At 42.6% G+C, this 15,012-nt stretch carries 4 protein-coding genes and 2 pseudogenes; all 6 read right to left on the bottom strand.

What is annotated here, in order from left to right; translation table 11 throughout:
* Positions 1–180 precede the first annotated feature (180 nt).
* Complete coding sequence (locus L5B83_RS01710; protein WP_265777360.1) at positions 181–1,371, bottom strand: HlyD family efflux transporter periplasmic adaptor subunit; 1,191 nt, start codon at positions 1,369–1,371, stop codon at positions 181–183.
* 103 nt (positions 1,372–1,474) lie between these two features.
* Positions 1,475–2,113: pseudogene (locus tag L5B83_RS12380) on the bottom strand (ATP-binding cassette domain-containing protein); the annotation flags it as partial.
* A gap of 240 nt (positions 2,114–2,353) precedes the next feature.
* Positions 2,354–3,898: pseudogene (locus L5B83_RS12375) on the bottom strand (ABC transporter transmembrane domain-containing protein); the annotation flags it as partial.
* Between the two features lie 1,474 nt (positions 3,899–5,372).
* Positions 5,373–7,019: a TolC family protein gene (locus L5B83_RS01700; RefSeq protein ID WP_265777358.1), complete on the bottom strand. Its 1,647-nt coding sequence runs from the start codon at positions 7,017–7,019 to the stop codon at positions 5,373–5,375.
* Between the two features lie 87 nt (positions 7,020–7,106).
* Positions 7,107–14,054 carry a hypothetical protein gene (locus L5B83_RS01695; protein WP_265777357.1) on the bottom strand — a complete coding sequence of 2,316 codons (6,948 nt, stop codon included), beginning with the start codon at positions 14,052–14,054 and terminating at the stop codon, positions 7,107–7,109.
* On the bottom strand, positions 14,051–14,701 hold the full coding sequence (locus L5B83_RS01690; protein WP_265777356.1) for a hypothetical protein: 651 nt from the start codon (positions 14,699–14,701) through the stop codon (positions 14,051–14,053). The genes L5B83_RS01695 and L5B83_RS01690 overlap by 4 nt, the downstream gene beginning before the upstream one ends.
* Positions 14,702–15,012: the final 311 nt, after the last annotated feature.

Raw genomic sequence — 15,012 nt, 5'->3', positions numbered from 1 at the left:
AAAAGCTTTCCACGAAATGCGCTAACCCCAAAAGGAGACGGATTTAAAAACGGATTGCGTAGGATAGTGTATCCGCCTCAATCCATTTCCTTTTAATTGTCTTTGTTTTTCGTTGTCATAACGAAGATACTCGCGGGCTGGCGTTTAATGTCGATACCGCCTGCCAAGGTGTTGTCTTGTCTAAATCGTCTTTAACGCATCACGTGTTTTAAGAATTGGGCGGAGGAGGTAGTCAATGATTCGCATTTTATTGGCTTCAAGCTCCGCATCAACCACCATCCCATTACGAATGTCTAAGTGGCGTTGTTGCCATTTTTGAAGGGATTCGGGGGTTAAGGTGATGGTGACCACATAACTTGGCGGGGCATCGCGTCTGTGTTTATCAGGGACGGTATCGGCGCCGATTTTCGTTACTTTACCCTGTAAGGTGCCGTAAATACTGTAATCATAAGCGGTGAGTTTTAAATTGGCGTTCATATTGGGCACAACATAGCCGATGTCTTTTGGTAACACACGCACTTCGGCAACAAGGCTATCGTCTTTGGGAACAATATCTAAAATGGGTTGCCCGGGGCTGACCACCGCGCCAACGGTAGAGAAAAACAGTTGATTGACGGTGCCATCAGCGGGGGATTTGACGGTGGTACGTTCCAGTTGGTCTAAGTTGGCTTTCCGTTTTTCTTCCAGTAAGGATTGTTCGCTGATGGTCTCCGACAGCTCGGTTGATTGACGTTTACGCACATCCGAAAAAAACGCATCGCGTTCAGAATAAAGGGCAGCAAGTTGTTGTTCGGTGGTGAGTAATTCCTGTTTTGAGACTGCGCCACTTTTAATAAAGGGCTTGATGTTATTCAGTTGCTGTTCTTTAAGCGCAATTAAGCGCTGAAAGTGTTTGGCTTTACTCATAAACTCTTGCAAGCGAGTTTGATAGAGTGCCTGCTCAGCTTCCGCCATTGTTGGGTAGAGTTGAGCCAGTTTTTCTGGAAATATCAACGGGATAATTTGCGTCTCAGGGGTAAGGGGCAGTTTAAGCTCTTGTTGTAGGCGCTGACGTTTAAAGGTGAGCGAGGCCAGTTTTTTGTCTAATTCTTCCACCGCACTTTGAAAACGGGTGGTATCAAAATGGAGCAGAACTTGTCCTTTTTTGACGATTTGTCCTTCTTCCACATTAATTGCTTGAATGATACCGCCTTCAAGGTTTTGGACCACTTGGGTACGCGCGGCGGAAACCAGTTCGCCATTGGCACGCACCACACGGCTAAAGGGGGTAATATACGACCAAATCAGCAGGGCGGTAAGCAGCAAGCTAATTAAGGTCAGATAGCGTTTTGTCTGTGTTGGTTGAGTCATTTCTTGGGTTAAATCACGCATAAGATGGTTCTCTTTTCTTGTGTTATGTTGTTTGGTTTGGGTTAGGCTATTTTGCCTAAGCCTAAGCCTAAGCCTAAGCCTAAGCCTAAGCCTAAGCCTAAGCCTAAGCGGATTGTGCGGCTTGTGCTTGCTCAATTTTCTGTAAAATCACATCTCTTGGACCGTCAGCAATAATCTGTCCTTGTGCCATCACAATAATTCTGTCCACCATAGATAAAATCGGGGTGCGGTGGGTCACCACAATAAAGGTTTTATCACGAGTAAAACGTTGAATATGATGGATAACGTGCTGTTCCACTTGTGGGTCAAAACTTGCCGTCGGTTCATCTAATAGCACCACATTGGCTTGACTTAAAAAGACACGGGCTAATTGCACACTGTGTTTTTGCCCAACCGATAACCCTGCACCGCCATCACGAATGGGTAAATCCAAGCCATAAGGGTGAGATTGAATTAATTCCGCTAAACCAGTCTGCTGTAAGACAGCCAGTAATTGTTCATCACGGATACGTCTGTCACCAAAGGTCAGATTATCACGTAGTGTGCCATTAAACAGCTGGGCTTCTTGGGTGTTATAGGCAATGGCACGGCGTAAATCTTTTGCCGCAATCTGTCTGCCATCAATGCCATCAAATTTCAGTTCGCCTTGTTGCGGTAAATAAAGCCCGGCTAACAGTTTTAATAAGGTGGATTTGCCCGAGCCATTGGGGCCTAAAATGCCAATTTTCTCACCCGGACGAATAACAAGTTGTTGAATATTGAGGGCAGGGCGCGCTTTCGCTTCATAGCTAAATTGCAAGTGTTTTAAGTGAATATGCCCGCTTAATTGGGTGCGGCGTAATTTACGTTGTTCAATGGGGTCATCTTGTTCGCCATTTGCAATGGTATCTAAATCCGCCAAAGAGGATTTGATTTGTTGCCAACGGATTAACAACGAACTTAAACGGGCAAAAGGGGCAAGGGCGCGAGAGGTTAAAATACTCAAGGCAATCATTGCCCCCATCGTAAAATGCCCTTCAAAGACCTGATAGGCTGCTACGGTAATGGTCATCGCATAGGCAAATTGTTGGATAGACGCCGCCCATTGGGTGAGAAACGTGACGAGGTGGCGTTGTTGCATCGAAACAGTCGCCACTAAATAACTAATGTCATTCCATTGTTGTTCAAAAAAACGTCCAGCATTGGCATTTTTCACGGTTTCTAAATGATAACTGACTTCATTATATAAACGGTTTGCCGCGGCGTGTGAGCCGAGATAAGACTTCACAATACGCAACATTTTTTTGCGATAAAGCAGTGCGGGAAGCACCATTAACAGCAAGGCAAAGAGCGGGACAAACACGACCGGTCCACCGAGCAGGTAAATAACGGCTAAAAATATCACCGCAAAGGGAATATCAACAAACGAACCCACAGCGGCTTCCGTGAAGAACTCACGGACAGAATTAAATTCCCGCATTTGTTGATTAAGGCGATTAGGGGAAGGGGTTTGGTGAGACAAACGTAAGCCCATTAAACGACGTAATAACAGTGCCGTTGCCTGCACATCAATGCGTTTCCCGCTGTAATCTAACAAATGAGAGCGGAAAATACGCAACAGCCCCTCGAGTAAAAAGGCAATGGACACCCCCATTAACAATGCCCAGAGGGTTTCTTCGGATTTATTGGGGATAACACGGTCATAGACTTGCAGCGAAAAGAAAGAGGAAATCGCCGACAAGAGGTTAGCAAAGAGCGAGGCAATGAGGACACGGTAGAAGATGCCTTTTTCTGCACGAAAGAGCCGCCAAAACCAATGCCCATTTTCCTGTTCAACGGCATTTTCTTGTTGAATACGGGAAAGGGTTTTACGCAGTTGATAGTAATGGGGGCGCGTGTCATCGGCATTGCGGTTTTCTTTCGCGTTATGGCTAACGTGTGCTTGTGCGTTTGTTTGTCCATTGTCGTTCGCGAGAGCTTGCCCAGTTGTATTTAAGTGAGGGGTCACATCAGCGTTCGCATCGGCATTGCGGTTTTCTTTGGCGTTATGGCTGAGGTGTGCCTGTGCCTTTGTTTGCCCATTGTCGTTCGCGAGAGCTTGCCCAGTTGTATTCAAGTGAGGGGGCACATTGGCATTTGCGTGAGTGTTAGCCTTTTTCTGTGGTGCTTGGGTGAGCGTGTGCAACAAGGCGTGCCATTCTGCGATGGTGAGTTCAATGGGGTCTGAATGACGGGCATAAAGTAAAAGGGTTTGCTCACTGCCTTTTTTCCCTGAACGGGTGGTTTTCACCCTTGCGATAGGTTGGCGAGCGTGCGAGGTGTTTGGGTTTTTCGCTAATACCACAAGGGCTTGTTCAGCATTGACCGTCACCACACAAGGGGCAGACAGTGATGCCCATTGTTTTTTTTCTTCGGAAGCCAAGGGATGATGGGTGAGGTCAAGTTGTTCATCCAGCAATAAGGCTTGTAATGCGGCAGCGCGACGTTGGTGTAAAGACGGAGTGGGTGCAGTAGGCGAGCTTGGTGTCGTCGGGGTAGAGGATGACATTTTTCCTGTGCCAGCGAGGTGTTCGGCTGTGGCGACTGACATCGCAACAGGGTTGCCTTGCCCTTTCTGATTTGGCGATGTCATCGTATTTAATGCGAAGTCAATATCGGCATTAGAAAGGGGTAAACCGATGGCATAAGCTTGTTGTGCAAGGGCTTCGTCAAAGGGAAGCAAGCAACGTTCAGCTAAGGTGTTCAGGCGTTCAGTGGAAATTATCATACGTAATTAGTCCTTCTTTTTTGTTGTTTAGGTATTCCAACGCATTAAGTGCGGTGGTTTTTTTATAATTTTTATTTGCTGTTATTAAGGGGATTGCCTTTTTTTATTTCCCTGTCCTGTTGGGCGGGTAGTGTGGCGTTTTTTTTATCGTTTTCTTTGCTTATCTTTTATTTTTTTTCCATTTATTGATTTTGTTCATTTACTAATTTTTTTGTTCGTCCATTTGTATATTTTTTCTTCTATTTATTATTTTTTTATTTTGGTCTTAGTTGAGTTTTGTTTATTTATTTTTATTTTCTCTTGCATATTTTCTTTTCTTCCTTTGTAGCAGTTTCTATATTCAATTATTCTTTCCCTTTTTGTGGTTTAGGTATTCCGACTTATTATAAGTGCGGTGGTTTTTTTTTATGGTTTTTATTTGCTGTTATTAAGGGGGTTGCCTTTTTTATTTTTCCATCCTGTTTGGTGGGTTGGCTGTTTTTTTATTGTTTTCTTTGTTTATCTTTTATTTTTTCCATTTATTGATTTTCTGTTCGGTTGTTTACATATTTTCTTTTCATCTTTTAGTGGTAATTTCATATTTAGTTATCCCTTTCTCTTTTTGTGGTTTAGATATTCCGACTTATTATAAGTGCGGTGTTTTTATTTTCGTTATAAGAGCCTTGCTTTTTTTGTCTCATTCTGTTTGGCAGACAAGACGGCTTTTTTCTATTTTTCCATTTATTGATTTTGTTCGTTTATTAATTTTTTGTTCGTTCATTTGTATATTTTTTCTTCTATTTACTATTTTTTCTTTTTGTCTTAGTTGAGCTTTGTTTATTCATTTTTATTTTCTCTTGCATATTTTTTTCTTCTTTTGGTAGTGGTTGCTATATTCAATTATTTTTTTCCCTTTTTGTGGTTTAGGTATTTCGACTTATTATAAGTGCGGTATTTTTTATGATTTTATTTGTCGTTACAAGGCTATTGTTTCTCTCCCGTTCTGGTTGCGTGGTAATACGGATTTTTTATTCTTCCATTTATTGATTTTGTTCATTTACTGATTTCTGTTCGGTTATTTATATACTTTCTTTTCATCTTTTAGTGGTAATTTTATATTTAGTTATCCTTTTCCTTTTGTGGTTTGGGTATCTCAATGCATTATTAAGTGCGGTGGTTTTTATTCTTTTTTCTTTATTTTTTCTTTATTTATTTCTATTTCTATTTTTATTTTTATTATCCTTTTTTTATCTCATCTCATTTTTCCCGTTTCTTCTTATTTTTCCGCTAATGTGCTGGGTAACACCAAGGGTAAGCGGTTGGCTTTGATGCGGATAAGCTCGAGTAAGGCATTGTTACGCTCAATTTTGGTGCGGAGTAAGGTGCTGTATGGGCTGATGCCATCGGCGATAGAGGCTTGGGAGATTTCAAATTGGCGGTTAAATAAGTCGATAGAACGCTGTGTTTGGGCGATGAAAGCATCAAAGGTTTGTAGGTTTTGTTGTAAACGGTCTGTCTCTAAATCAAGACGCGAGCGTTCGGTGCGAATATCATCGGCTAATCGTTCATAGTCGCGTTGTGCCGCCAAAAGGGCTGCCTCTTGGGCGTTTACACGGGCTGAGCCGGCAAAAATTCCCGTAGGGGCTTGTAGGCTGACATTCAATTGGGTGTCGCTTTGTCCTTTGACATTTTTATATCCACCTGCCGTCACTACCACTTTAGGGTAAAGGCTTTTTTTCTCGGCTTCTACGGCGGCTTTGGCGCGTTCAATGAATTTTTCCGCTTGTTGTAGCTGAGGCGCTTGGTTTAAGTCTGCAACAGGGGTATTAATCACCGCCAATAATTGAGTCAGTGTAGGAACGTCGTTAAGTGAAATCGGGCGAATGAGCTGACGCGATAACAGGGAAAGGGATAAATCCAGCTGTTTTTTAAGGGTTTGGATTTCGGTGGTGAGTTCAGCGGATTTAATGCTTAATAGCATTTCATCGGAACCGTTATCTACACCGGAAGCCTGACGACTTTGGGCTAATTGTAACAGTTGATTGATATTGGCTAAGGTGTTTTGGGTGAGGGCAATGCGGGCTTGGCGTTCCGCCACTTCGCCGAGTTTGATTAAGGTTTCACTGAGGCGTTTGGTTTGCTCGAGGTGTTTGTTGATGATGGCACTCTCAGTGGTTAATTGGCGTTGGGTGACTTGGGTGTCGTTTTGCCCAAAGTCAAAGAGGGTGTAATTGACTTCCAAGCCGAATTGGGCAGTGTGGTTTTTGCCTACGCCTGCCACGGGGCGAATATCGGGATAGGCTTGGCGTTCGGTGGCAGTGGTTTCGGCTTGGCGTTGGGCGATTAAAGCATCGGCAGAGGCGTGATTATCGAAATAGGTGAGTGCCGATTGCAAAATGGCTTGGACGGGTTTGCCTTCCCGGGAAGAGGCAATGATTTGCATCACAAGGGGTTGCACCGCAACAGGGGCAGTAGCATTGCTCTGTGTGGTTGGCACGGGGTTGGTGAGCTGAAGTGGGGCTAAGGAATAGCGTTGTGGCTCGGGCTGAGGTGGTGTTGATGGCGAGGTAGAAGCCGTAGCGGTAGCCGTTTTCGCAGAAGTGGCAGTTGATGCGGTTATCACCTTACCCAGCTTCACTTGTTCTATTGAGGCTTGTGTTGGGTGATTGTCACTATTGTATTGAGCGGGTTGAGTGGTGTGGGCTTCGTTATGAGGATTTGCCACCGTTGAAGCGGAAGCCAGCAGGTTGCCCATTTTCACTTGCTCTATTTGGGCTTGTATTGGGTGTTTGTCGCTATTGTGTTGAATAGGGTGTGTGGCTGGGTGTTGGCAACCTACTAATAGCGTGGTGCTTAACAGGGCGAAAAGGGTATTAAATCGAAAGCCTCGTAAGGCGTTGCGTGCGTTATCATCAAATTGCATAGGAAATCCTTTGAGAGAAATAATGAAAACCCGAGGAAAATACCCGACACCAAAGGTATCGGGTATGGGTTAGATTTTATATGAGAATTAACCACCAATCACTGAGTGACCATCTGCATCTAATAGATTGATATCTGTATCAACCAATAATGTATATTGCTTACCTTCTACCGTTGTGGTAAATGAATGATAAGTATTATTGGATTGATTAACATCTTCACCTTTAGCAAAGTCCGAAGCGTCTTTTAAGTTGATACTATCGGTACTATCGCCCTCAATTTTGAGAGTATTCCCCGTAGCATTTTCACTGAGTTTGGCTATCGTTTGGCTATCCAACGTAATCTCTGTGGAACTTGATTTAGATGTTAATGTAATACGATTAATATTTCCCCCAATTTGCTCGATCCAACTTTGATGTTGCTCATCTGTATAATCTTCAACAGAATTTTTTTGAGAACCATATCCATCGTAGTAAATTCTGCTGTAGGTATTCGGTGCATCACCTTTGAGTTGTTGTACTCTACCTAAAAAGGCCGATCCTCCGTTGAGATAAAAGAATTTATCTTTAGATACTAACTGATCGCCTGAGTAAATCTCGATATAATCTAGTTTTGATGTATTATCATAGTAATAGCTTTTATCAACTCTTTCACCGTTATTGACAAGTCCATCATCATTTGTATCTTGATGGCTTGCTATTCTCCTATTCAATCCATCGTAACTGTATTTATAATTGGTAACATCTACTTCAGTGTTAGATTTATAGAAAGATACTTTATTTGATTTGAAGAGACCTGTTGCATTGTCATAAGTATATTCATAGATGACATCTCCTTTGTCTAATTCTCCGCTCTTATTCTTATCATATTCAATACGAAGTGAACGGCCATAGGCATCTTGTTGGGCTATGGTTATAATTTGATTATTATCCTCTGACTTAGATTCATAACCATATTGATTGAACTCTTTTTTAATATATCGAGTGAGATGGTTCTCCGCATCATAGGTATTAGTCTCTTTTGCTTTGTTGTATAAGTCATTTTTGTATGTTGTATATTCATCAATAATATCTGTATCAGTATTATGATTGTTGCGATCTACACGAATGACATTACCGTAAGCATCTCTATGGTACGTTTCCACTCGATCAAAACCGTTACTATCTCCTTCATTTGGTTTATTATCAATTAAACGGGTCGTTTCATTGCCATACGGGTCATACTTGTATGCATGATGGATTTGTTGTTCTGGCCCATTTTCTGTCGTTACTATTTTTTTATACTCTATAACACGGTTATAGTCGTCAAGTTTATTAGTCTCAGTGATTGTAAAGGCTGAGTCTCCCGGTTCTCCCGTTTGATTGATTTCATTTTTTTCTACTGCACCGTTAGCATTACGCGTAATGCGAGTAATGCGATCGATTCCCGCTACCACTTGTCCGTTAATGGTGTACTGATGACCTGTATTTGTGTTGTTATCCGTGTTTTGGTAAATAGCCACGATTTGCCCTTGTTCATTAACAACGTTATAGATCTGGATTTCTGCATTATCTTTGCCATCTAAGTTTCGCTCTTCTTTGATTAAGCTGCCATTTGCATCTCTTTCATAAAGATAAAAACGTTCAATGCCATTGACTGTACGTCCATCTGCTAATTCGATTGTTTGCCCGGTAACGGTCTTTGCCCCATTCACTAAGGTGGTGTCATTATCAAGGTTATCATAGCGTCCTGTTGTATAACCATTCGCATCACGAGTGAAGTAAATCACACGATCGACGTCTCCTTTGCCATCAAGATTATAATTTTCTTGAATAACAAAATTATTGCTATCACGCTCATAGGTAACATATTTATCCACGCCCACGACGTGACGTCCATCACTTAATGTAATGGTTTCACCTGTTGGGGTTTTTAGGGCAACGCCGTCTTTTTGGTCTGCATCAAGGTTATCGTAAACCCCTTTGCTTTCTCCTGTGGCAGAGTCAATATCTATATATTGAATTCTTTCGCTTAGCCCTTTGGCATCATCGTTGTAATTCGTTTGGATAGTTTGACCGTTTGCGTTGAGGGTGTAAGTTTCATATTTATCCACACCGGCTAATACACGGCCGTCAGCAAGGGTGATTTTTTCAACATTGTCATTGCCAGTACCTGTGGTTTTATTGTTGTCAATATCCGTGTATAGCCCAATGATGCGACCTGTTACATCACGCGCGATGTAGGTAATTTCTTCAAAATTGCCTTTGGCATCAAAGTTTTTATCTGTTTGGATAGTGTTACCATAGGCATCTAAGGTGTAACGCTCAAAGCTATCAATACCTTTTAAGGTGGTGAGTTTGCCGTCAATTTCCACGGTAATTGCTTCACCGCTATCTTTACCATCTTTATTGAAGTAGCGAGCAATTTGGTTACCATTTGCATCACGAACAATATAAGTGATGGCATCTTTCACGCCGTCACTGCCATCGCTTGTTGTGGCACCATCAGCATCCTTATTGTATTCCACAACTAATGAGGCACCTTTCGCATTATTGGTGTAATGCTCTGTCTTATCAATGCCAGCCACTTGGGTAGGAACACCATTGATCAAAATGGTTTTGGTTTCACCCGTGTTATTTGAACCATCTGTATTTATCAGTTTGTCTACCACATTACCATTATCGTCATAAATCAAGTATTCCACTTTATGGTTCGAGCCTGAGTCATTGCTGTATTCCACTTTGTAAGTGCGGTTATTTTCATCGAAATAACGGGTTTCAGATGCATCAATGCCATTAACTTTTTCATTGTTAATGGTTAAGGAATGACCTGTTTGCACGGTTGCATTGGGATCATTATTGGTGTATTTGTTCGTGGCAAGACCAGTAGCATTTACTTCCCAATAGTCGATTTTATCGGCTTTGGTATCCGCATTAAAATCGTATTCTGCTTTTAGGGTTTTGCCTTTCGCATTGAGTGTATAGGTTTCGATAAGATCAATCCCTTGGATATTGCCTTGATCTGCTACCGCGGATTGTTTACCTGTGCTGGTGCTGTTATCGAAGTCAGTATATTTCTTAGTGATATTACCGTTCGCATCACGCTCAAAATATACCGTCTTATCGACCTTGTTATCCGCATTCAAGTTATATTCTGTTTTAATCGTTTGGCCCTTAGCATTGTTGGTGTATTTTTCAATACTGTCAATACCACTCACATTACCAAAGCCTGTTACCTCAACGGCACGACCTGTACCCTCTTTAGCATCCGCATTGGTGTATTTCTTAACAACATTACCATTACTGTCTAATACAAAGTAATCTTCACTCAGCGTTGTTTTACCTGTATATCGACCAGTTTTGTCTGCACCGATAGGTTCAGAGTGTGTGGTTTTGATGATGTGGCCTGCGTTATCTAACTGATAGTCTTCAACACTATCAATCATACCATCCCCATTCGCATCAATGTCTTTGCCTTTCATTTGACCAAATTCGTTGTAACGGTATGTTTCAACTTTGTCCGCTTTGCCCTTGTTGTTGGTTTCATTCCCATCGTTGAAGAAGCTGGTTTGGATAAGGTTGCCGTTGCCATCGTATTTGTTTACTTCAATGCGGTCTGGCGTGTCATCATTATTGTCATTATAAGTGATACGTTCTACTTGCCCCTTGTCGTTATAGTCATAGCTTTCAGTACGGTCATCGTTGCCATCCGCGTCCCCATCAATGGATTTTTTGCTGACTAGCCCTTCAGGGTTGTACTCATAGGTTTCAATGATATCTACTCCTTTCACTGATTTACCGTCAACCACTTTATCTTTGCCTGTAGAGGTTTCACCATCAGCATTGATGTATTTAGTGGTGAGCTGACCTTCTGCATTGTAGATGTTGGTTTCAATACGGTCTGCTTTGCCGTTATTGTTGGCATCATTTCCATCGTTGAAGAACTTGGTTTCGGTGACATTGCCTTTGTTGTCATATTGATAGGTTTCAATATGGTCAATGGTGTTGTCTGCACCGTTGTTGTAGTTGTCATTGAAGCTGGCTTTGGTTGGTTTGTAAACGATTTCAGTTTCGCCGTTTTCATTGGTGACGGTAAAGGCTTTATTGCCCTCGTAGGTGATTTTGGCATCTGCATTGCCGTCGTCGTTAATATCCAGCACGCGTTCTACCACGTCGGTTTCGTTACCGCTGTTACCAAGGGTGTCTTTGCGTTCAACATCACCGCTACCATTGTTGTCATAGCTGATAGTATGTGGTTTACCGTTTTGATATTCAATCTTTTTGGTGAGACGTTCATTCCCATCTGTGATAATGAGGTCAGGGTTACCATCTTCAGGGGTTTCGTCATACTCTGTTTTGATTGGTGTAGTATTGGCTGAGTCATTATTGTCGAAGTGTTCAATCTTCTCAAAGAACGCGTTACCATTTCCATTGTATTTAATGGTTTCCACACGCCCGTTGCTGTCCGCATCAATTTCCACTTTAGTGATGTTGGATGGATTGTTGCCTTTGTTGTCAAAGGTTTCGACTTTTTCATCGTGACCATCGCCATTAGCGTCGTATTCTTTACGGTCAATAAAGCCATTTTTGTCGGCGTCAATATCACGTTGAATAACTTTCCCCGTATCCACATCAATGTGTTCCACTAAAGATGGGTGTTCGTCAGTAGCCTTGTCATAAGTGGCTTCGGTGATTTGGTCCACTTTGCCATCATCGTTGGTGTCAAGCTCCGTTCTCACGGTTTTTGAGCCATTTGCGTTGAGGGTAGTGGTGGTTTTTTCTTCCATATGACCGTTGGTATTCGCATCTTTTGTGTCCACGGTGGTTGTGGTGCCATCTTGTGTGGTTGTGGCGGTTTCATGTGTGACTTTATTGTCTGCCGTTTTTTCTGTGGTGACCGTTGAATCCATCACGCCATCATCCTTGCTAGAGGTTTCCACAGTGGTTGTGGTTGAACCGTCTGCTTTTGTGTTCACGGTCGTTTTTTCATCTACATGACCGTCGGCATCTTTATCGTTTTCCGTTACGGTGGTGGTAGCGCCGTTGTCTCCAGCGGTGGTGCTTTCTTTGGTGGTGGAAGTGGCTTTTCCTTCTGGATTTCTTTCTGTGGTTTCCGTTGAATCCATCACACCATTATCCTTGCTAGAAGTTTCCACGGTAGTTGTGCTTGAACCGTCTGCTTTTGTGTTCACGGTCGTTTTTTCATCTACATGACCGTCGGCATCTTTATCGTTTTCCGTTACGGTGGTGGTAGCGCCGTTGTCTCCAGTGGTGGTGGATTGTTTGGTGGTGGAAGTGGCTTCCCCAGCTGGGTTTCTTTCTGTGGTTTCCGTTGAATCCATCACGCCATTATCCTTGCTAGAGGTTTCCACAGTAGTTGTGGTTGAACCGTCTGCTTTTGTGTTCACGGTCGTTTTTTCATCTACGTGTTCATCGGCATCTTTATTTTTTTCTGTTACCGTGGTGGTTGAACCATCATCTTCTGTGGTTGTGGTTTCTTTGGTGGTTGAAACAGTTTGACCGTTGCTGTCTTTTTCTTTCACCGTGGTTGTTGAGCCATTTTCATTTTTGACCGTTGTCGCCTCGGTGCTACCGGTGACATGATCGTCTTTGTCTTTGGCAATGGTTGTAGTCGTGGTTGAACCGTCCTCATTTTGTTTAGTTGTGGCTTCGGTGCTGCCGGTTACATTGTCATCTTTGTCTTTGGCAATGGTTGTAGTTGTGCTTGAACCGTCCTCATTTTGTTTGGTTGTGGCTTCGGTGCTACCGATTTTATTGCCATTTTCGTCTTTGATGATAGTTTTTACAACATTACCCTCTTCAGTTGGCTTAGTGGTGGTTTCCGTACTACCCGTGGTGTGACCGCTTGCGTCTTTGTTTTCGGTCGTTTCCGTGGTTGAACCATCCTCATTTTGTTTTGTGGTGGTTTCTGTACTACCCGTGGTTTTACCGCTTGCATCTTTGTTTACGGCTGTTTCGGTAGTTGAACCATCTTCATTTTGTTTTGTGGTGGTTTCTGTGCTACCGGTGGTGTTACCGTGCGCATCTTTGTTTACGGCTGTTTCGGTAGTTGAACCATCTGCATTTTGTTTTGTGGTGGTTTCTGTGCTACCGGTGGTGTTACCGTGTGCATCTTTGTTTACGGCTGTTTCGGTAGTTGAACCATCCGCATTTTGTTTTGTGGTGGTTTCTGTGCTACCGGTGGTGTTACCGTATGCATCTTTGTTTACGGTGTCTTCTGTTATTGAGCCGTCTTCATTACGTTTGATGGTGGTTTCGCTGCTACCCGTAGTGTTGTCGTATTTATCTTTGGTTTCCGAGGTTCGGGCATCTGCATTGCCATCCCCATCCTTATCTTTGGTTATGGTCGTGGTGGTAGAACCATCTGGGTGATTGATTACCTCTGTGGTTTCTTCCGGCTTACCATCTTCATTCATATCAACCGTAGTGGTTTCTTTTGTGGTGTTACCCTTACTATCTTTTTCGGTGGTGATTGTGGTATCGAATTTCCCATCACCATCGGTATCTTTTCTTTCTCTTGTGGTGGTTGAACCATCAGGATGAGTGTTGGTTTCCGTGATAGGTGCGGCAGCAGAACTACCTGAAGAACCGTTTTTGTCTGCAAGGGCGAACATTCCCCCTAAAATCCCTAAGCTTGCCGCCCCGACATATAATGGCGTGGCATCAGTAATAGCGCCACCTGCTTCGGCTGCTGGGGCAACGGCATTTAATAATACGGCATCGGTAGATTGTTTTGCTAAGGCAGATAAGGCATCAGACCCTAATAAGGCATCGGCTTCAGCATTGGAGAGGTGAGCGGCTTGAGTTACAAAGCCATTTTCATTGATGATAAGTTGGTCAAAGCCGACACCATTTTCTGCTTTTAATAACAGATTGTGTGGCGATTTAAAAAAGCCGTCGAGTTCAATGGTGTTGCCATTGTCTAAGGTGATGACAAGGTTATCCCCTTGGCGTTGCGTTTGTTTTACGCTTGAGTAACTGAAAGGCAATACAATGGTATCTTTCGATAAGACATTGATAATGACTGTATTTTTCATAAGAATATCCTCTTAAGGTTGTGGTTTAAAAATGTATTCATCCAGCACCGCACTTTGTATAGCGCGGTGTTTGTTTGAATAAGTGTGTGAATAAAAAAGACCTTGCGCGAGAGAGTCAGAGGTTGCGTAGGGCCAAAAGGAAAATGCCCGCGTTGATTGCTATAAATAGAATGAACGCGATGGCAAGGGGGCAGAGATGGGGGAACGTTATCCCCCGTCTCACGATTTAAAATGGGTGTTAAGGTTTTTGATTGTGCAAAAAATAGGCGTGTGCGTAATGCTCGCACGGGATTAAGGTCATCATGTTTATTGAAAACGCCTTGTTCTTGTAAGAAAAAACGCACGCAACAGGTTGGGAAATCCCACCAGAAAACGTGAAATAAAGGGGCTAACTTGAGAACAAAGAAAAGGAAAAAAGAGAGAGAAAAAGAGACAGAAAAATAGGCAAAATAAGCCTTGACATCAACTAAATATTGATGTCTGCTTGCTTGCTTGCTTGCTTGCTTGCTTGCTTGCTTGCTTGCTTGCTTGCTTGCTTGCTTGCTTGCTTGCTTGCTTGCTTGCTTGCTTGCTTGCTTGCTTGCTTGCTTGCTTGCTTGCTTGCTTGCTTGCTTGCTTGCTATGCCTTGTTCTTGGATTTTGTTCATATTTTGGTCGCGCGTTAAAATTGCGCTTATTCTATCTGAATCATTAGTATTGTCAATAAATCTGCAAAAGCATTATTGGTAAGGTAATTATAGGTAAGTCGTAAAGATTGATACCTCCAAATTTGGCTAGGATCATTTGTCGGTAATCTTGAGAGTATGCGATCTCTTGTAGCGTATTTAATTGGGTTTTGCTATATAAGTCTGCTGTATTACCTGATTCTGCTCAATGCAATAATACACTGTTGTCTTGTTCTTATTTTAAGTGACTATAATATTGAAATAATTAAACCTCACACTTTTATTCATTTGAA

Source organism: Avibacterium sp. 21-599, from assembly GCF_026226765.1.
Lineage (GTDB): Bacteria > Pseudomonadota > Gammaproteobacteria > Enterobacterales > Pasteurellaceae > Avibacterium.
This window is presented reverse-complemented; position numbering and strand designations above follow the sequence as displayed.

Coding starts and splice junctions, on each gene's coding strand:
- L5B83_RS01695 (WP_265777357.1), bottom strand. CDS start 14,054: ATGAAAAATACAGTCATTATCAATGTCTTATCGAAAGATACCATTGTA.
- L5B83_RS01700 (WP_265777358.1), bottom strand. CDS start 7,019: ATGCAATTTGATGATAACGCACGCAACGCCTTACGAGGCTTTCGATTT.
- L5B83_RS01690 (WP_265777356.1), bottom strand. CDS start 14,701: ATGAACAAAATCCAAGAACAAGGCATAGCAAGCAAGCAAGCAAGCAAG.
- L5B83_RS01710 (WP_265777360.1), bottom strand. CDS start 1,371: ATGCGTGATTTAACCCAAGAAATGACTCAACCAACACAGACAAAACGC.